This window comes from Comamonas composti DSM 21721 (assembly GCF_000429845.1).
GTDB lineage: Bacteria > Pseudomonadota > Gammaproteobacteria > Burkholderiales > Burkholderiaceae_C > Comamonas > Comamonas composti.
Map to the genome: position 1 here is coordinate 232,305 of NZ_AUCQ01000002.1, position 18,941 is coordinate 251,245.

Annotated in this window: 18 protein-coding genes; 7 read left to right on the forward strand and 11 right to left on the reverse strand. The window is 65.3% G+C overall.

Annotated elements, in window-relative coordinates; all coding sequences use genetic code 11:
* Positions 1–20: 20 nt before the first annotated feature.
* The 3 genes from G486_RS0102760 to G486_RS0102770 all read right to left on the reverse strand — a co-directional run bounded on the left by G486_RS0102760 (position 21) and on the right by G486_RS0102770 (position 4,300).
* On the reverse strand, positions 21–1,754 hold the full coding sequence (locus G486_RS0102760; protein WP_027014154.1) for an acetyl/propionyl/methylcrotonyl-CoA carboxylase subunit alpha: 1,734 nt from the start codon (positions 1,752–1,754) through the stop codon (positions 21–23).
* 136 nt (positions 1,755–1,890) lie between these two features.
* Positions 1,891–3,525, reverse strand: coding sequence for a 5-oxoprolinase subunit B/C family protein (locus tag G486_RS0102765; protein ID WP_027014155.1), 1,635 nt, complete (start codon positions 3,523–3,525; stop codon positions 1,891–1,893).
* A 4-nt stretch (positions 3,526–3,529) separates the two neighbouring features.
* Positions 3,530–4,300, reverse strand: coding sequence for a LamB/YcsF family protein (locus tag G486_RS0102770; RefSeq protein ID WP_027014156.1), 771 nt, complete (start codon positions 4,298–4,300; stop codon positions 3,530–3,532).
* 74 nt (positions 4,301–4,374) lie between these two features.
* On the opposite strand from G486_RS0102770, the gene G486_RS0102775 reads away from it, so the two are divergent.
* From G486_RS0102775 to G486_RS0102790, 4 genes are all read left to right on the forward strand, one after another.
* Positions 4,375–5,046, forward strand: a complete 672-nt coding sequence (locus G486_RS0102775) for a GntR family transcriptional regulator (protein ID WP_027014157.1) — start codon at positions 4,375–4,377, stop codon at positions 5,044–5,046.
* Positions 5,047–5,281: 235 nt separating this feature from the next.
* Positions 5,282–6,259 carry a TRAP transporter substrate-binding protein gene (locus G486_RS0102780; protein WP_027014158.1) on the forward strand — a complete coding sequence of 326 codons (978 nt, stop codon included), beginning with the start codon at positions 5,282–5,284 and terminating at the stop codon, positions 6,257–6,259.
* Between the two features lie 83 nt (positions 6,260–6,342).
* The gene (locus G486_RS0102785) at positions 6,343–6,849 is read left to right on the forward strand and encodes a TRAP transporter small permease (protein WP_027014159.1); all 507 of its coding nucleotides are present in this window, start codon (positions 6,343–6,345) and stop codon (positions 6,847–6,849) included.
* Positions 6,842–8,137, forward strand: a complete 1,296-nt coding sequence (locus G486_RS0102790) for a TRAP transporter large permease (RefSeq protein WP_027014160.1) — start codon at positions 6,842–6,844, stop codon at positions 8,135–8,137. The genes G486_RS0102785 and G486_RS0102790 overlap by 8 nt, the downstream gene beginning before the upstream one ends.
* Before the next feature lie 142 nt (positions 8,138–8,279).
* Here the strand turns inward: G486_RS0102790 and rpsI are convergent, their stop codons facing one another.
* Both rpsI and rplM read right to left on the reverse strand, forming a co-directional pair.
* A complete protein-coding gene (gene rpsI / locus G486_RS0102795) occupies positions 8,280–8,672 on the reverse strand; it encodes a 30S ribosomal protein S9 (protein WP_027014161.1) in 393 nt (130 codons plus the stop codon).
* A gap of 10 nt (positions 8,673–8,682) precedes the next feature.
* Positions 8,683–9,111, reverse strand: coding sequence for a 50S ribosomal protein L13 (gene rplM / locus G486_RS0102800; RefSeq protein ID WP_027014162.1), 429 nt, complete (start codon positions 9,109–9,111; stop codon positions 8,683–8,685).
* Between the two features lie 328 nt (positions 9,112–9,439).
* On the opposite strand from rplM, the gene G486_RS0102805 reads away from it, so the two are divergent.
* Positions 9,440–10,306, forward strand: coding sequence for a 23S rRNA (adenine(2030)-N(6))-methyltransferase RlmJ (locus G486_RS0102805; RefSeq protein ID WP_027014163.1), 867 nt, complete (start codon positions 9,440–9,442; stop codon positions 10,304–10,306).
* A 35-nt stretch (positions 10,307–10,341) separates the two neighbouring features.
* On the opposite strand, the gene G486_RS21385 is transcribed toward G486_RS0102805, so the two are convergent.
* The gene (locus tag G486_RS21385) at positions 10,342–11,013 is read right to left on the reverse strand and encodes a TetR family transcriptional regulator (protein WP_051303051.1); all 672 of its coding nucleotides are present in this window, start codon (positions 11,011–11,013) and stop codon (positions 10,342–10,344) included.
* A gap of 143 nt (positions 11,014–11,156) precedes the next feature.
* Here G486_RS21385 and G486_RS0102815 point away from each other — a divergent pair, with 143 nt between their 5' ends.
* Positions 11,157–13,418 (forward strand): arylsulfatase, encoded by a 2,262-nt coding sequence (locus tag G486_RS0102815; RefSeq protein ID WP_027014164.1) that lies wholly within the window; start codon positions 11,157–11,159, stop codon positions 13,416–13,418.
* Positions 13,419–13,579: 161 nt separating this feature from the next.
* Here G486_RS0102815 and G486_RS24240 read toward each other — a convergent pair whose 3' ends face one another.
* Entirely contained in the window at positions 13,580–13,690 is a 111-nt protein-coding gene (locus G486_RS24240) for a tripartite tricarboxylate transporter substrate-binding protein (protein WP_169728572.1), read from the reverse strand.
* 49 nt (positions 13,691–13,739) lie between these two features.
* Here G486_RS24240 and G486_RS21390 point away from each other — a divergent pair, with 49 nt between their 5' ends.
* Complete coding sequence (locus G486_RS21390) at positions 13,740–14,498, forward strand: Crp/Fnr family transcriptional regulator (protein WP_051303053.1); 759 nt, start codon at positions 13,740–13,742, stop codon at positions 14,496–14,498.
* Between the two features lie 44 nt (positions 14,499–14,542).
* On the opposite strand, the gene G486_RS0102835 is transcribed toward G486_RS21390, so the two are convergent.
* From G486_RS0102835 to ahcY, 4 genes are all read right to left on the reverse strand, one after another.
* The gene (locus G486_RS0102835; RefSeq protein WP_027014165.1) at positions 14,543–15,274 is read right to left on the reverse strand and encodes a septal ring lytic transglycosylase RlpA family protein; all 732 of its coding nucleotides are present in this window, start codon (positions 15,272–15,274) and stop codon (positions 14,543–14,545) included.
* A 56-nt stretch (positions 15,275–15,330) separates the two neighbouring features.
* Positions 15,331–16,158, reverse strand: coding sequence for a methylenetetrahydrofolate reductase [NAD(P)H] (gene metF, locus G486_RS0102840; protein WP_027014166.1), 828 nt, complete (start codon positions 16,156–16,158; stop codon positions 15,331–15,333).
* A 56-nt stretch (positions 16,159–16,214) separates the two neighbouring features.
* Positions 16,215–17,378: a TlyA family RNA methyltransferase gene (locus tag G486_RS0102845; RefSeq protein WP_027014167.1), complete on the reverse strand. Its 1,164-nt coding sequence runs from the start codon at positions 17,376–17,378 to the stop codon at positions 16,215–16,217.
* Between the two features lie 123 nt (positions 17,379–17,501).
* Positions 17,502–18,932, reverse strand: coding sequence for an adenosylhomocysteinase (ahcY, locus tag G486_RS0102850; RefSeq protein WP_027014168.1), 1,431 nt, complete (start codon positions 18,930–18,932; stop codon positions 17,502–17,504).
* Positions 18,933–18,941: the final 9 nt, after the last annotated feature.

Genomic DNA, 18,941 nt, shown 5'->3' on the forward strand with positions numbered 1-18,941 from the left:
CGCAGGCCGGCCGACACGCCCTAGTCGATGCGCGCCAGCACCGCGCCCTGGGTCTGGCTCTGGCCTTCAGCGGCCAGCAGGCGGATGCTGCCGCTGCGCGGGGCGGTGACCTGCATCTCCATCTTCATGGCCTCCATGATGGCGATGACCTCCCCCTCGACCACGCGCTCCCCCTCGCCGACCTTCCAGGCCAGCAGCTTGCCCGCAATCGGGGCCGTGACGGCGCCGGGATCGGGCGCCTGGCGCTCGGCCTGCACCTGCGCCGCAGAGCCCGCCTGCGCCACGCCGGCCAGGCCTTGCAGCAGCAGGGCCGGCAGGCCCAGGCTGACGCGGCGGCCGTCGATCTCAAGGCTGGTGCGCAGCAGCGCGGTATCGGGCGCAGGCTGGGCGCGCAGGGCTGCGGCCAGCGGTTCGGCGAAGTCGGATTCGATCCACCGCGTATGCACCTTGAAGCCATCGCTGCCGATGAAGTCCGCATGTTCTATGACCGCGCGGTGAAACGGCAGCACCGAGGCCAGGCCTTCGATCTGGAACTCGGCCAGCGCGCGGCGTGCGCGGGCCAGCGCCTGCTCGCGCGTGGCGCCGGTGACGATGAGCTTGGCCATCAGCGAATCAAAGCTGCCGGGCACGACCGAGCCCGCCTGCACGCCCGAATCCAGGCGCACGCCCGGGCCCGAGGGCGCATCAAAGCGCAGCACGGGCCCGGGCGTGGGCAGAAAGCCCCGGCCCGGGTCCTCGGCATTGATGCGAAATTCCAGCGCATGGCCCAGGGAGGCGGGGGTCTCTGACACGGACAGCCGCAGGCCGTCGGCCACGCGCAGCTGCTCGATCACCAGGTCCAGCCCCGTGACCTGTTCGGTCACCGTGTGCTCCACCTGCAGGCGGGTGTTGACTTCGAGAAACGAGATCACGCCATTGCCGCTGAGCAGAAACTCCACCGTGCCCGCGCTCACATAGGCGGCGGCCGCGCAGATATTGCGTGCGGCCTCATGGATGCTCGCGCGCTGGTCATCGCTGAGAAACGGGGCTGGCGCCTCTTCCACGAGTTTCTGGTTGCGCCGCTGCAGCGAGCAGTCGCGCGTGCCCAGCACCACCACCTGACCATGCGTGTCGGCCAGGACCTGGGCCTCGATGTGGCGCGGCCTGTCGAGGAATTGCTCGACAAAGCATTCGCCGCGCCCAAAGGCCGTGACAGCCTCGCGCACGGCGGAGTGGTAGAGCTCTTCCACCTCGTCCATGCGCCACGCGATCTTCATGCCGCGTCCGCCGCCGCCATGCGCGGCCTTGATGATGATGGGCAGGCCGTGCTGCTGCGCAAAGTCCAGCACCTCGCGCGCGCTCTTCACGGGATCGGGCGTGCCCGCGACCAGGGGTGCGCCGACCTGGAGCGCAATCCTGCGCGCCTCGACCTTGTCGCCCAGCCTGGCAATCGTCTGCGGCGACGGCCCTATCCAGACCAGGCCGGCATCGATCACGGCCTGGGCAAAGACCGCGCTCTCCGAGAGAAAGCCATAGCCGGGGTGCAGGGCATCGGCCCCGCTGCGCCTGGCCACGTCCAGCAGCTTGGCCATGTCCAGATAGGTGTCGGCCGGGCTGTCGCCGTGCAGGCCATGGGCCTCATCGGCCAGGCGCACGTGCAGCGCGTCGAGGTCGGCATCCGCATAGACGGCCACGGACTTCACGCCGTAGTCGGCGCAGGCACGGGCGATGCGGACTGCTATTTCGCCACGGTTGGCAATCAAAACTTTAGAGATCATTTCTTCCTACCTTGGACTCTGCAAATGGCAGGGCGGGCGAAGTAGCAGTCACCTGCTGCGCAGGTACGGCCATGTCGTGAAACGCCCGCGCTGCGGCCGTTTTCGCCACGGTTGGCAATCAGGACTCTGGAAATCATGGCGTGATCTCTTGGAAAGAACGTACGGAACGGAAGCGCACCCAGGCTCCCACGGGAATCTGGCCCGCAAGGTCCAGGTGGTAGGAGGCCACGGCAGCGATCACCGGATAGCCGCCGGTCAGCGGATGGTCGGCCATGAACAGCACCGGCTGGCCGTTGATCGGCACCTGGATGGCGCCGCGCACCACGGCTTCGCTGGGCAGCTCGCCCTCGACCGCGCGCTGCAGCGCCTGCGCGCCCGAAAGCCTCAGGCCCACGCGGTTGGACTGGGGCGTGACCTGCCAGGCCTGGGTGGTCAGCAGCTCCAGTGCCTCGCGCGTGAACCAGTCGCTGCGCGGGCCGGGAACTACATCCAGCACCACCTGCTGGCCGGGCGCCGGCAGCTCCTCGTGCGCCATACCGGGTGCGGCCACCGCAGCCAGGGGACGAGCGCACCCGATCTGCAGAACGCGGCCCGCAGCCAGGGGCTCGGGGCCGATCTCCGCCAGGGTGTCGCGGCTGCAGCTGCCGAGCACGGGCTCGACCACAAAGCCGCCGCGCACGGCCACATAGTTGCGCAGGCCCGCGCTGGGCGCGGCCAGGCGCAGGCTGTCGCCATCGGCCAGGGCCATGGGTGCATGACAGGGCATGGGCCAGCTTTGCCCGTCTGCCGTGGTGAGCCGGACCTCGGTGCGCGCGCCCGTGACCGCCACCAGGCTCTCGCCCCGGCTTTGCAGCACCAGGCCGCCGCCCAGCACCTCCAGGGCCGCGCTGTCGCTGGCATTGCCCACGAGGCGGTTGGCCTCCTTGAGCGCCGCTTTGTCCATGGCGCCGCTGGCCGATACGCCCTGGCTGGCCTGGCCGCTGCGCCCCAGATCCTGGAACAAGGTCTGCAGGCCCGTGGCGCGCACGACCAGGGCCGGGCCGGCCTGGGATTTTTGCGCTATCGAATTCGATGCTGCTTGCGCTTTCCCAGCCTTAGGTTGAAGGCTCTTATGCTTTGAAATCAATTGCTGGCAAGCGCTAGCCGCTTCTTCTTTGCTAGCACAAGCCAGGAAGCGCACACGCGCCCCCGGGGCCAGCAGGGCCGGGACCTCGCGCGCCATGTCCCACATGGCCAGCGGCGTGCTGCCTATGATCTGCCAGCCGCCGGGGCTGGCCTTGGGATAGATGGCGCTGAAGCTCCCGCCCAGGGCCAGCGAGCCCGCGGGCACACGCGTGCGCGGCGTGCTGCGCCGGCGCAGGTTGAAGACAGGATCGCCTCCGCTCAGGTAGGCGAAGCCGGGCGCAAAGCCCGTGAAGGCCACGCTGAACTCGCTTTGCGCATGGCGGCGCACGACTTCCCCAGCCGTGATGCCCAGGATCTGCGCGACCTCGGCCAGATCCTCGCCGTCATAGCAGACGGGAATTTCCACCAGCGCACCGGGCCGGGCCGCCTGGCGCGAGATGTTGCGCTCCGCCAGCGCCCGGGCCAGCTGCGCGGCGTCGGTCTGCCAGGGCGCAAAGCGCAGCAGCACGGTGCGCGCCGCAGGCACGAGTTCGGTCACGCCGGGCAGCGGCATGCGCTGCAGCGAGGCCAGCAGGCCCAGGGTCTGGTCCAGGTCGTCGAGCTCGACCAGCAGGGCATCGAGATTCGCAGGCAGAAAACGCATGCACTCAGCCCGCAGCGGCCACGGGTGGCACGAACGAGGCAATCGCCAGGCCTTGCTGCTCGAAGCTGGCGCGCAATTGGCGCGCAATGGCCACGGCGCCCGGGCTGTCGCCATGCACGCAGATGGAGCCGGCCTCGATGGCGACCAGGCTGCCGTCCACGGCCTCGATCACGCCTTCGCGCGCCAGGCGCAGCATGCGGCTGGCAATCAGCTGCGGATCATGCAGCACGGCCCCCGGCTCGCGGCGCGAGACCAGGGCGCCCGAGGGCTGGTAGGCACGGTCCGCAAAGGCCTCGGCAACCACGCTCAGACCCGCATCGCGCGCCCAGCCGATGATGGACGAGCCCGCAAGCGCCATGAGCACCAGCGAGGAATCCACGGCCTTGATGGCGCTGATCACATCGCCCGCCTGGCGCCTGTCCTCGGCCATGGTGTTGTAGAGCGCGCCATGCGGCTTCACATAGCGCACGCAGGTACCCGCCGCCGTGGCCAGCCCCTGCAGGGCGCCGATCTGGTAGATCACGTCGGCCTGCAGGTCGGCACTGGCCACATCCATGTTGCGCCGCCCGAAGCCCACCAGATCGCGGTAGCCCACATGGGCGCCCACGACCACGCCGCGCTGCTTCGCAGCCCGGAGCGTGGCCAGAATGCCGGCCGCATCGCCCGCATGAAAGCCGCAGGCCACATTGGCGCTGCTGACGATGTCCAGCATGGCTGCATCATCGCCCATGGCCCAGGCGCCAAAGCTCTCGCCCAAATCGCTGTTCAAGTCCATGTCCCATCCTTATGATCCAAGCCAACCGGGGGATTGTTGAGCAACCCCATAGAAACCTTCACCACCTGCCCACCATGTCCAGCAAGACCCCATCCAGCCCTGCAAGCCCTCCGAGCCTTACCGACACCGTGGCCGAAAAAATCCGCCAGCAGCTCATCGACGGCCAGCTGCGCGCGGGCCAGCGTCTTTCCGAGGCCGTTCTCAGCGAGCAGCTCGAGGTCTCGCGCAATACGCTGCGCGAGGCCTTTCGCATACTCACCAAGGAAGGCCTGCTGGTCCACGAGCCCAACAAGGGCGTCTCGGTCAGCGTGCCCAGCATCGCAGCCATCATCGACATCTACCGCGTGCGCCGCCTCGTCGAATGCCAGGCCCTGACCCAGGCCTGGCCCCGCCACCCGGCCCACAAGCGCATGCAGCAGGCCATGGACAGGGCCCAGGCCGCGCGCGAAGCCAGCGACTGGCTGGGCGTGGGCTCGGCCAACATGGACTTTCACGCCGCCATCGTGGCCCTGGCCGACAGCGAACGCCTCTCGGCACTGTTCTCGGACATCGCCGCCGAGCTGCGCCTGGCCTTCGGCATGCTCGACGACCCCGAATACCTGCACTCGCCCTATGTGGACCAGAACGCCCAGCTGCTCACCCTGTTCGAGAGCGGCCAGACCGCGGCTGCAGCCAAAACCCTGGAAGACTATCTGATTCATTCCGAACGCACGGTACTGGCCGTTTACGCAAGACGCATCGAGTAGGAGCAAGCTGCGGCGCGCCCTGCATCCACAAGGATGATCAAGTTCGCGCCCAATTATTGTTCAACAATCAAAACCAACGTGACCAGCATACACAAAATTAAAAGGCTACAAAAAACTTTTCATTGTTGATTTCCCTAGCACCAAAAGTCCTTCGGGGATGGTAATTTCGCAACCGGATCAGTCGCCCCTCGCGCACTGCCCGCGCGCCTTTCTTCCATCTTCGCAGGAGCTTTTCATGCAACGTCGCATCTTTTTTGCCGCCGCCACCCTGGCAGCCAGCCTGGCCACCACGGCCCAGGCCCAGACCAAGTGGGATCTGCCCTCGGCCTATCCGGCGTTCAACTTCCACTCGCAGAACATCGCCCAGTTCGCCAAGGAAGTGGATGCGGCCACCGGCGGTGCGCTCAAGATCACGCCCCACCCCGGGGCCTCGCTGTTCAAGGCTCCCGAGATCAAGCGCGCCGTGCAGGGCGGACAGGCCCAGGCCGGCGAGTTCTTCCTCGTGAGCTTCCAGAACGAATGGCCGCTGTTCGGAGCCGACGGTCTGCCCTTTCTGGTGAGCAACCAGCAGGACGCCTACAAGCTCTACCAGGCGCAGAAACCGCTGCTGCAGAAAAAGCTGGACCAGCAAGGCCTGACCCTGCTGTACACCGTGGCCTGGCCGGCCCAGGGCATCTACAGCAAAAAGCCCATCAACTCGGCCGCCGATCTCAAGGGGCTCAAGTGGCGCGTGTACAGCCCCACCACGGCACGCATAGGCGAGCTGGTGGGCGCCCAGCCCGCGACCATCCAGGAAGCCGAACTGTCCCAGGCCCTGGCCACGGGCGTGATCGAGGGCCTGATCACCTCCAGCGCCACGGGAGCCGACAACAAGCTCTACGAGAGCCTCAAGTACTACACCAACGTCCAGGCCTGGATTCCCAAGAACGCCATCGTGGCCAACAAAAAGGCGTTCGCCGCCCTGGACAAGAGCGCGCAGGAAGCCGTGCTCAAGGCCGCAGCCAGCGCCGAGGAGCGTGGCTGGAAGAAGGCCCTGGAAGTCGATGCCCAGTCGATCGCCAAGCTCAAGGAGGGCGGCATGCAGGTGGTCGAGCCCTCGCCCCAGCTCAAGGCCGATCTCGCCAAGGTCGGAGATGTCGTGGTCAAGGAGTGGATGGAAAAGGCCGGCCCCGACGGCAAGACCATGCTCGACGCCTACCGCTCCGCCAAGTAACAGCGGCCCGCACAAAAAACTGCTGCAGGCCCGAGCCGTGGCCTGCCTCTTTCCTATGACCCAGACCCTAGGAGCGCAAGACCATGCGCAAACTTCTTGATGGCCTCTATGCCAGCTGCGGCTGGCTCGCGGGCCTGTCCATGATCGGCGTGCTGGCCATGGTGCTGCTGACCATCGTCAGCCGGCTCTTCGGCTTTGCGGCGCCCGGCACCGACTCCTATGCCGGCTATGCCATGGCCGGCGCAGGCTTTCTGGCCCTGGCCTCGACGCTCAAAAAGGGCGAGCACATACGTGTGACCCTGGTGCTGGGCATGCTCAAGGGCCGCGCCCACCGGGGGCTGGAGATCACGGCCCTGGCAGCGGCCGTGCTGCTTTCGGGCTTTCTCGCCTGGTTCTCGCTGCGCCTGGTCTGGCAATCCTGGGAGCTGGAGGATCTGTCCGTGGGCATAGATGCCACGCCGCTGTGGATTCCCCAACTGAGCATGGCCCTGGGCTGCGTAGTGTTCTGCATCGCCTTCGTGGACGAATTCATTTCCGAACTGCTGGGCCATCGCGTACCCGTGCAAAACAAGGAGGCCCATCATGAGTGAGATCGCCGTCAGCGTTTTTCTGGTTCTGGTGTTGCTGCTCTTGCTGGGCGGCGGCGTCTGGATTGGCCTGGCCCTGGCCGGCGTGGCCTGGGTGGGCATGGAGCTGTTCTCCAGCCGCCCTGCAGGCGATGCCATGGCCATGACGATCTGGGGCTCGGCCAGCAGCTGGACGCTCACCGCCCTGCCGCTGTTCGTCTGGATGGGCGAGATCCTGTTTCGCACCAACCTCTCCGAGAACATGTTTCGCGGCCTTGCACCCTGGGTGAATGCCCTGCCGGGCCGGCTGCTGCACACGAATGTGATCGGCTGCACGATTTTTGCATCGGTCTCGGGCTCGTCGGCCGCGACCTGCGCCACCGTGGGCAAGATGAACATTCCCGAACTGCGCCGCCGAGGCTACCCCGAAGCGCAGATCATCGGCTCCCTGGGCGGCCCTGCCACGCTGGGCCTGCTGATTCCGCCGTCCATCATCCTCATCGTCTATGGCGTGGCGGCCGAAGTCTCGATCGCCAAGCTGTTCATGGCCGGCGTGCTGCCGGGGCTGATGCTCGCCGCCCTGTTCTCGGGCTGGATCATGCTCTGGGCCCTGCTCAAGCCCCAGCAGGTGCCGCGCGCCGACAGCTCCATGAGCTTCACGCAAAAGCTCTGGGAAACCCGCCACCTGCTGCCCGTGGTGCTGCTCATACTCAGCGTGATCGCGAGCATCTACTCGGGCATTGCCACGGCCACCGAGGCGGCCTCCATAGGCGTGGTCGGAGCGCTGGTGCTCTCGGCTTCCCAGCGTGCACTCACCTGGCAGAGCTTCAAGGATTCGCTGCTGGGCGCAACGCGGCTGTACTGCATGATTGCGCTGATCCTCTCGGGCGCGGCCTTCATGACGCTCTCCATGGGCTACATCGGCCTGCCGCGTCAGCTGGCCGAGTTCGTGGGCAGCCTCAACCTCTCGCCGGCCATGCTCGTCATCGCCCTGGGCCTGTTCTACATCGGCATAGGCTGCTTTCTCGACGGCATCTCGACCATCGTGCTGACCATGGGCGTGGTGCTGCCCATCATCCAGGCCGCAGGCATCGATCCGCTGTGGTTTGGCGTCTTCCTCGTGATCACCGTGGAGACCGCGCAGATCACACCGCCCGTGGGCTTCAACCTGTTCGTGCTGCAAAGCATGACCAACAAGCAGATCCTCTACATCGCCAAGGTCTGCGCGCCCTACTTCCTGCTCATGCTGCTGGCACTGGTGATCCTGTGGTTTGTGCCAGGCGTAGCGACCTGGCTGCCATCGCGCATGTAGGAAAGCCAGCAGGCGGCACAAGCCCTCAACGGGCATGCCGCCGCCCGTCGCCACGAAGGCCTTCTTCGCAGCGCAGGGATTGGGCCAGACATAAAAAAACCGCCAGCAAGCTGGCGGTTTTTTTGTGCAGGGCCGAAGCGGATTAACGCTTGGAGAACTGCTTGGCGCGGCGTGCAGAGTGCAGACCGACCTTCTTGCGCTCGACTTCACGGGCATCGCGCGTCACGAAGCCAGCCTGGCTCAGCACGGGCTTGAGCGTTGCGTCATAGTCGATCAGGGCACGGGTGATGCCGTGGCGGGCTGCGCCGGCCTGACCCGATTCGCCGCCGCCGTTGACGTTGATCTGGATATCGAAAGTCTCCAGGTTCTCGGTCAGCGCCAGGGGCTGCTTTGCGATCATGATCGAGGTTTCGCGGCCGAAGTACTCCTGAATGTCCTTGCCATTCACGGTAATCTTGCCGGAGCCCTTCTTCAGGAAAACACGGGCGACGCTGGATTTGCGACGGCCGGTACCATTGTTCCAATCACCAATCATCTAGGACTCCTTAGATTTCCAGAGCCTTGGGCTGCTGGGCGGTGTGGGGATGCTCTGCACCGCCATACACCTTGAGCTTCTTGATCATGGCGTAGCCCAGGGGGCCCTTGGGCAGCATGCCCTTGACAGCCTTTTCCAGAGCACGGCCGGGGAACTTGGCTTGCATGTCACGGAAGTTGGTTGCCGTGATGCCGCCGGGGAAGCCCGAGTGACGGTAGTACACCTTGTCCAGGTTCTTGGTGCCGGTGACCTTGAGCTTGGAGGCATTGATGATGACGATGTAGTCGCCGGTATCAACGTGAGGTGTGTAAATGGCCTTGTGCTTGCCGCGCAGACGGAGTGCCACTTCGCTGGCGACACGTCCGAGCACCTTATCGGTGGCGTCAATCACAAACCACTCGTGTTGCACCTCAGCGGGCTTTGCGCTGAATGTAGACATGAGTTTTCTCTTTCAAGAGGGTTTGGCGGGCCCTTTTCCGCGGTCGGTGCTTCTTCTTGAAAAAGGCAGGCGCAAAACCTTGTCTTGACCTGTCTTTTAAAGGAAGCCTCTTAGGCGGGGAAGTGAGCGGCCCGCACATTGCACCAAGGCAAACCAAGGCGAATCTGTGACAAGCTCTCACGCTTCGCCGCGGGACCCTAAAATCGCTGCGAAGCCCTCCATTATACAAAAACGCAAACCGCGCGCCAGAGACCGCTCGCTCGCCGGCCCTTTCCCCTGTTTCCCTGCCCCGGCCCGGGCTCTGCGCCGGGGCTTACCATCAGCGTCTATGTTCAGCTACCGCCACGCCTTCCATGCAGGCAACCATGCCGATGTGCTCAAGCACACCGTGCTGATTGCCACTGTCCAATATCTGACGCAGAAAGACGCGGCCCTTGTCGTGCTGGACACCCATGCGGGTGCCGGCCTGTACCGGCTCGACGGCGACTATGCCAACAAGAGCGGCGAGTCCGCCGATGGCGTGCTGCGCCTGGCCCAGGCCGACACCGCCGCGCTCGACCCCATGCTGCAGGCCTATCTGGAGATGGTGCGCAGCTTCAACCAGGGCCAGGGCCTGCGCAACTACCCGGGCTCGCCCTTCATCGCCCAATCGCTTTTGCGCGGCCACGACAAGCTCAAGGCCTTCGAGCTGCACCCCACGGACATGCGCTCGCTGGCCGGCAACATCGCCCAGCTCGAAGCCGGCCGCCAGGTCGCGGTGCTGCACGAGGACGGCTTCGACGGCGTCAAGAAATTCCTGCCCCCGCCCTCGCGCCGCGCCTTGCTGCTGTGCGATCCCAGCTATGAACTCAAGAGCGACTATGGGCGCGTGCTGGACATGGTGACGGACAGCCTCAAACGCTTTCCCACAGGCACCTATGCGGTCTGGTATCCGATCATTCCCCGGCCCGAGGCCCACGACCTGCCCAAGCGCCTCAAGACCATGGCCACCAAGGCCGGCAAGAGCTGGCTGCATGCAACGCTGACCGTGAAGAGCAACAAGACCTCGGAGCGCGGCGGACTGCCGGCCAGCGGCATGTTCCTGATCAACCCGCCGTTCACGCTCAAGGCCCAGCTCAAGCCCGCGCTGGCCCAGATGGCCAAGCTGCTGGGCCAGGACAGCAATGCGGCCCATACGCTGGAGTCCGGCGGCTGAGCACATGCCCGCAGCCTGCTCATGCGCCCACAGGCTCAGCCCCGTGCAGCCTTGTCCACAGGCGCGGCCATGCCTGCGGCGAGAAAGTCCACGGCCGTGCGGATCATGGCCGCATAGCTGCGGCTGCTGGCCGGCGTCACCGGCCCATGCTGGTGGATCCAGCGCGCAATGCAGTAGACCGCCTCGTTGTTGATCATCCATATCCTGTCCTTGAAGACCCGCTCCGAAAGCCCGGGCAGCAGCGCCCGCAGCATGGCCGTGCAGCGGGCATGGCCGCTCATGGCCCCGGGATCGATCAGCCGGCGCACATGCACCTGCGGGCTGAACAGGGCCTGGGCCGCAACCTTCACGTAGTCCGGCCCCCAGGGCTGGGCCTTGACCACGTCGCCCAGCACGCCCACGGTGGCGCTCACGATGGCGTGCACGTCTTGATTCCTGCCTGAGGCCTCAAGCCGGTCCAGACGCCTATGGCGCAGCTCGTTGATGACCCGCACCCGGCGCTCGACCAGGGCGCCGATCAGGGCATCCCGCGAACCGAAGTGATAGTGCGCAGCCGACAGATTTCCCTGTCCGCTGGCGCGCACGATCTCGCGCATGGACACGTTGTCAATCCCGCGCTCGGCAAACAGGCGCTCGGCCGTGTCGAGCAGATAGGCCGCCGTATCGGGCAGGACCGGCACGGCCTCTGAATTCTTGGAATGGCTCATGGGCAGGGATTTTGCGGCCTCCCGCAGGCACGGCCCTGGCCGCAAGTAGCCGAGGCGACAGACGCATGATTTGCTCCCGCATATGCTGGCCATATTAATTCACGTGAATTAATCATCCAACAATATCGACAAGGAGACAGGAAATGAGCAAGCGCCCATACGAGCAGGAGTTTGGCGGCGTCATCAAGCCCACGGTCCAGGAGTCCACCCCCTGGTGGCCGGAGCCGGAATTCAAGTCCGGAGCTCCGAATGTCGTGGTCGTCGTGCTCGACGACACGGGCTTTTCCCATCTGGGCTGCTACGGCTCCACCCTGACCACACCCCACATAGACCAGCTGGCTGCCAAGGGCCTGCGCTACACCGGCTTTCACACCACGGCCCTGTGCTCGCCCACGCGCGCCTGCCTGATGACGGGGCGCAACTCCCACTCCGTGGGCATGCGCGCCATCTCCAACTTCGACACGGGCTTTCCCAATATGCGCGGCTCGATTCCGCGCTCCGCCGCGACCATTGCCGAAGTGCTGCGCGACAACGGCTATGCCACCTACGCCGCAGGCAAATGGCATCTGGCTCCGATGGCCGAGTGCTCGGCGGCCGGGCCCTTCACCAACTGGCCGCTGCAGCGCGGCTTCGACCGCTTCTACGGCTTTCTCAACGGCGAAAGCGATCAGTTCTCGCCGGAGCTGGTGTGCGACAACCACGCCATAGAGCAAGCAAAATCCGCTGCCGAGGGCTATCACTTCTCGGAAGACGTGGTCGACCAGGCCAGCGGCTTCATCCGCGACCTCAAGTCCCTGGTGCCCGAAAAGCCCTTCTTCCTCTATCTGGCCTTCGGCGCCATGCACTCGCCCCACCAGGCACCCCAGGCGTATCTGGACAAATACCGAGGCCGTTTCGATGCGGGCTGGGACGTGGAGCGCCAGAACTGGTTCGAGCGCCAGAAGGCCATGGGCATCATCCCTGAGGACACCCAACTGGCCGGCAACAACCCCGGCGTGCGTCCCTGGGCCGAACTGTCGCGCAACGAGCAGCTTCTCGCTGCGCGCCTGCAGGAAGCCTATGCGGCCATGCTGGAGCACACCGATGCCCAGATCGGCCGCCTGATCGAGCACCTCAAGTCCCTGGATGCCTGGGACAACACCTTGTTCATCCTCATGTCCGACAACGGTGCCAGCCAGGAAGGCGGCGCCAGCGGCGTGCTCGACGAGATGCTTTATTTCAACGGCATGCGTGAAGACGTGGACACGGCCGTCAAGCGCCTGGACGACATAGGCGGGCCCAACAGCCACTCCAACATCCCCTGGGGCTGGGCCCAGGCCGGCAACAGCCCGCTCAAGTGGTACAAGCAGAACACGCATGGCGGCGGCGTGCGCGTGCCCATGATCATGCACTGGCCGGGCCGCCTCTCGGGCCCGGGCCAGACGCGCAACCAGTTCTGCCACGCCATCGACATCGCCCCCACGCTGTTCGAGGCACTGGGCATAGCCCTCCCGCAGGAGGTGGCCGGCGTGGCCCAGATGCCCATGCACGGCACCAGCCTGGTTGCGACCTTTGCCGATGCCCAGGCCGGCCTGGATCGCGGCCCCCAGTACTTCGAGATGTTCGGCCACCGGGCCATCTGGCTCGATGGCTGGAAAGCCGTGACGCGCCACAAGCCCGGCACGCCTTACGAGGACGATGACTGGGAGCTGTACCACCTGGACAGCGACTTCTCGGAATGCAGAAACCTGGCCGCAAGCGAGCCCCAGCGCCTTGAGGCCATGATCGCCCTCTGGTGGGAACAGGCGCGCGAACACGGCGTGCTGCCGCTGGACGACCGCGGCGTTGCCGAGCTGTTTCGCGCCTCGCGGCGGCCGGGCCTGCCGTCTTCGCGCAACCGCTTCGTCTACTACCCGCCGATCTCGCATATCGATGCTGCCTCCTGCCCTTCGGCGGCGCGCAGCTGGCGCACCACGGTGGAGATCGACCATCCCGCCCACGGCGGCGACGGCGCCCTGATTGCACGCGGCAATATCAACAGCGGCTTTGTGCTCTACATCCACCAGGGCCGCCTGCACTTTGACTACAACTGCTTTCACGAGCACACGCTGGCCCGCGCAGACAGCCAGCTCCCGCCGGGACCCCATGTCATCAGCCTGCATGTGGAGCGCAGCGAGGACGGCGGCGCCGAGGTGCAGCTCTATGTCGACGCAGCCCCTGTCGCGAGTGCCCGCCTGCCCAAGCTGCTGTTCATCGTCTCCAGCATGGGCATGGACCTCGGGCGCAGTCTGTCTCCTGTGAACGACGACTACCAGGCGCCGTTCGCCTATCCCGGAAAGATCCACAAGATGGTGTTCGACATCGGCAACCAGGCCAGCCTCGGCGAGATCAAGGCGCAGATGAAGGCCGAAATGGCACGTCAATGAGGGTTGGAGCGAAATCGGGCTATTTTCTAGCGCTAAAGCTTGCTTGCACCCTGGTGCAAGCTGCGCCCCATCGCTTTGAACTCATCCCGATTGCGCTCCAACGCGCCTGCGTAGAGATCGTGAACACGTTCTAAGAGCCCGGCCCCTGAAGACTCGATTCTTCAGGGACCTGCAGCCATGGCCACATGGCTTGCGCCCATGACGCCGCCAGCGCCGATCTTGTTTTCCACGAGCACCGGCTGCCCCAGGCGCCGGGTCAGGCCCTCGGCCACGACACGTGCAAGACTTCACATGAAAATCCTGCCTCTCCCGGATCCGTCCATGTCCTACTGTTTCGCAGACCTTGAAAAGCTGGCCCTCATACAGCGCGGCCTGCGCACCTGCGCGCTGTTTCGTACCTGGCCCGACGCAGCCCTGGACCGCATGGCCCGCCTTGCCCATGTGCGCTGCTACGAGCGCCACACTCAGGTGCTGACCCAGGACAGGCCGCGCCGTGAAGTGCTGGCCGTGATCTCCGGCTGCCTGGAAGTCAGCGGCGTCAACGCATCCGGGCTCAAGTTCGTGCTCGGGCTGCTCGGCCCCGGCGAAGTCACGGGCCTGATCCGGTTGCTCAAGAACCTGACGCCCATCTACGACTACCACGCGCACGAGGACACGACGCTCGTGCACCTGCCCTGCGAAGGGCTGAGCGCCGTGCTCGATGCACACCCCCATCTATGGAAGAGCGTGGCATTCGCAGCGCTTGAAAGACAGAGGGACAGCGTGGCCATCATTCAGCGCCGGGCGCTCGGCTGCTTTCAGCAAGTCCTGGCCGAGACTCTGGTCAGGCTCTCGCAATGGCATGGCCAGCCGGCCGGCAGCCCGGCCATGCTGAACCTGCATGTATCGCAAAGCGATCTGGCATCCATGCTGTGCGTCTCGCGCCAGACCATCAACAAGGAGTTGCAGCTGCTCGCACGCCAGGCCATGCTTGCGGTCAAGTACGGCCATCTGGTGATTCTCGACCTGCCGGCCCTGCAGGAGCTTGCTTCGGGGCCGCCCGGCATGCTCCCGCCCTGCAGGCCGCAGCCGCCCCCGTAGGCCGCAGACCATGCCCACGCCGATCTCAGAGCGTGTTCACGATCTCAGCGCACGGACTTGCCGCTGGTTCCGGCCTTCAGCTTGGCAGGCGCGCGCTTGCCCGCAGGCCTGGGTCTGGTCTTGGAAGCAGCCGCATGCGGCTTGGCCCTGGCCTTGCCCACAGCCGCCGCAGGCTGGGGACAGTCTTCCTCGTCCTCTTCCAGCTGCCACAGCTCCACCGACTTGATGCCCAGGCCGACCATGCCCAACTCCTGGGCCGCGCCCTGGCTCAGGTCGATGACGCGTCCCGCCGCATAGGGGCCGCGGTCATTGATGCGCACGACCACGGTCTTGCCCGTGGACAGGCTGCGCACGCAGACGCGGCTGCCAAACGCAAAGCTGCGATGCGCGGCCGTGAGATCCTGCTTGTCAAAGCGCTCGCCACTGGCCGTGCGCCGGCCGTGAAAGCCCGGCCCATACCAGGAGGCCATGCCCTGCTGGTCGCTGTCACGCACGGCAGCGGGTTCGGGCTCAGGCTCCTGGCTGACCGCCTTCTCAGGCGCTGGTTCGGGCTGGGGCTGCGGCTCGGGCTTGGGGTCGCGCTTGCGCCAGAACGGACGGCGCTCAGGCTCGGCCGGCGGCGGCAGCGTTGTTGCAGGCTGGGCCGCCTCGCGAGACGGCGCAGCCGCTGGCGGCTCGTCCACCTGGGCCAGGGGCGCGCAGCCCGCGAGCAGGGCCGTGGCCATGCCCAGAGCCATCCAGCGCCAGCAGCGCACTCCACATAAAACACTTGCCATGCGCAAGACTCCTCAATGTGCTTTTGAGGCCGCCGGGCTCACAGCCAAGGCTGTGTTCAAAGCCCCAGTCGATCGCAGATCTGCAGCGTGGCGACGCTCTGATTCATCGTATAAAAATGCAGGCCGGGCACACCCTGGCTGCGTAGCTGATCGCACAAACGCGTCACCACGTCCAGGCCGAACTCACGAATGGACGCGGAATCATCGCCGAATGCCTGCAGGCGCAGGCGTATCCAGCGCGGAATCTCGGCGCCGCAGGCGTCCGAGAAGCGCATCAGCTGCGTGGAGCTGATGATGGGCATGATGCCCGGGACCACGGGTACATCCAGCCCCATGGCACGCACGGCCTCCACAAAACGCCAATAGGCATCGGCATTGTAGAAATACTGGGTGATGGCCGAATCGGCCCCGGCGCGTACTTTAACGGCAAAGGCCTTGAGGTCGGCTTCCGGGGATTTGGCCTGGGGGTGGACCTCGGGGTAGGCGGCGGCCTCGATGTGAAACCAGTCGCCGAACTCTTCGCGGATGAAGGCAATGAGATCGCTGGCGTAGTGAAACTCGCCGCCCAGGCCGTAGCCGCTGGGCAGGTCGCCGCGCAGCGCCACCAGGCGCTTGACGCCCATGGACTTGAGCTCGTCAAGCTCTGCTCTGACCTTGCCTCGGGTCGCACCCACGCAGGAAAAGTGCGAGGCCGCGCTCACGCCCTCTTTCTGGATATCCGCCACCATGCCGAAGGTGCCGCTCTGCGTGGAGCCGCCGGCGCCATAGGTCACCGAGCAGAACTCGGGCCTGCGCGCATAAAGCTCCTGACGCACCTTGGCGTGCCGGGCCGCGCCCTCGGGCGTCTTGGTCGGGAAAAATTCAAAGCTGATGGGCAAGCTCATCAATACCACCTTTGATTCTTGAAAATGCCGGGGCCGGCAGCGGCCCCGGTATGGGCTCAGGCGTTGCGCTTGCGCTGCTTTTGGCGCGCGGGCCCGGGCATGCCATCGCTCTCGCTTTCGTCGATCACGCGCTCGTTGCGCTGCTCGCGCAGCACGGTGCGCGAAACCCGCTTGGGCGCGGCCGGCTGCTCGGGCAAGGGCAGGTCCACGGCAGCCGGCTCGGCCGCCTGCTGGGCATGGACGAAGAATTCATGGTTGCCGTCGCCGCCCTCGATGGGCGAATCCAGCCAGGCCTTGACCGTGAGCCCCAGCTCTTCCAGACAGGCGCGGATGCGTTGCTCGACCTCGGCGAACAAGGCCTTGTCGCGCACGATGCCGCCCTTGCCCACCTGGCCTGGCTGCAGCTCGAACTGGGGCTTGACCAGCATCAGCAACTGCCCATGGGGCTTGAGCAGGCGCGTGACGGCCGGCAGCACCAGGGTCAGGGAGATGAAGGACACATCGCCGGTCACGAAGTCGAACGCGGGCCGGATGTCCACATCGGCGAACTCGGGCCTGCGCTTGCGCTCGGTGGCCAGCGTGCCCTCTTCGCGCGCACGCGCCTTGGCTGCGCGCTGGGCCTTGAAGTCCTCGATGTCCTGCTCCCTGGCATCGTGGCTGTCGTCGTATTCCTCGTCGATCAGGCCGCCGTTGCGCATCCAGGCATAAGGCGCCTGGGGCTGGGTCTCGTTGTCCTCGGGCTCTTCCTCCCAGCGCTCGGACAGCACTTCTTCGCAGGCATCGAGCAGATTGTCGGCCGTCATGGCGCGCGCATTCAGCCCTTCCACACAGACCACGCGCGCATCGGCACGCAGGCGCTCGTGCAGTTGGCCATGGCCCACGTCCACGCCAATCACCTGGGCGGCACCGGCCTGCAGCAGGCAATCGGTAAATCCGCCGGTGCTCTGGCCCACATCCAGGCAGCGCAGACCGGCGACCTTCAAACCCGTGGCCGCCAGCGCGCCTTCCAGCTTCAAGCCGCCGCGCGAGATGTACCTGGCCTCGGCCGCGTCCAGCAGTTGCAGCTCGGCGCCCGCAGGAATCTCATCGCCGTTCTTCACGACCTTCTTCCAGGGCGCCAGCGGCGTGAGCCGCCACTGCACACCGCTGGCAATCAGGCGCTGGGCCTGGGAGCGCGTGGCCGCATGGCCGGCCTCCACCAAAAATACATCTGCACGCATAACCGGTCCTAGCCCAATGCTCTTTATTTCAGGAGCTGCCAGCGCTTGTCATACAAGGATTTCAGATATGAATCATGCTGAAATCCAATGACAGCAAGCGCTACCAGCTATCAATACCGTTAATCAATAACGGTAGGTCTCAGGCTTGTAAGGGCCTTCTTTTTTCACGCCGATGTAGTCGGCCTGCTCCTGACTCAGCTCGGTCAGTTGGGCGCCGACCTTCTTCAGGTGCAGACGGGCCACCTTTTCGTCGAGGATCTTGGGCAGCACATAGACCTTGCCCACTTCATAGGCGTCGGGGCGGGTGAACAGCTCGATCTGCGCCAGGGTCTGGTTGGCAAAGGAGTTGGACATCACAAAGCTGGGGTGGCCGGTGGCGCAACCCAGGTTCACCAGACGGCCCTTGGCCAGCAGAATGATCTTCTTGCCATCAGGGAAGGTGATGTGGTCCACCTGGGGCTTGATCTCTTCCCACTGGTATTTTTCGATCGATGCCACATCGATTTCATTGTCGAAGTGACCGATGTTGCAGACGATGGCCTCATCCTTCATGGCCACCATGTGCTCGTGGCGGATGATGTCCTTGTTGCCGGTGGTGGTCACGAAGATGTCGCACTTGTCGGCCGCATATTCCATGGTCACGACCTTGTAGCCTTCCATGGCGGCCTGCAGGGCGTTGATGGGGTCGATCTCGGTCACCCACACCTGGGCGCGCAAGGCCTGCAGCGCCTGGGCGCAGCCCTTGCCCACGTCACCGTAGCCGGCCACCACGGCCACCTTGCCGGCAATCATCACGTCGGTGGCGCGCTTGATGCCATCCACCAGCGATTCGCGGCAACCGTAGAGGTTGTCGAACTTGGACTTGGTCACCGAGTCGTTGACGTTGATGGCGCGGAACAGCAGCGTGCCCTTGGCCGACATTTCGTTCAGACGGTGCACACCGGTGGTGGTTTCCTCGGTCACGCCCAGGATGTGGGCGCTCTTGCGGCTGTACCAGGTGGGGTCCTGGGCCAGCTTGGCCTTGATGGCGGCGAAGACGATTTTCTCTTCTTCGCTCGTGGGATTGGCCAGCACGGAGATATCCTTCTCGGCCTTCTTGCCCAGATGCATCAGCATGGTGGCATCGCCGCCGTCGTCCAGGATCATGTTCGGGCCTTCACCCTCGCTGTCCTTGGCGCCAAATTCGAAGATGGCGTGGGTGTAGTCCCAGTAGTCCTTGAGCGACTCGCCCTTGATGGCGAACACCGGCACGCCGGTTTCGGCAATCGCCGCGGCGGCATGGTCCTGGGTGGAGAAGATGTTGCACGAAGCCCAGCGCACTTGCGCGCCCAGTGCCGTCAGCGTCTCGATCAGCACGGCGGTCTGGATGGTCATGTGCAGCGAGCCGGTGATGCGCGCGCCCTTGAGCGGCTGGGCAGCGGCGAACTCTTCGCGCACAGCCATCAGGCCGGGCATTTCGGTTTCGGCGATCAGGATTTCCTTGCGGCCCCAGGCGGCCAGGGAAATATCGGTGATCGCGGAGTCAGCAGGATTGAATCGAACAGCAGCGTTCATGGTTTTCTC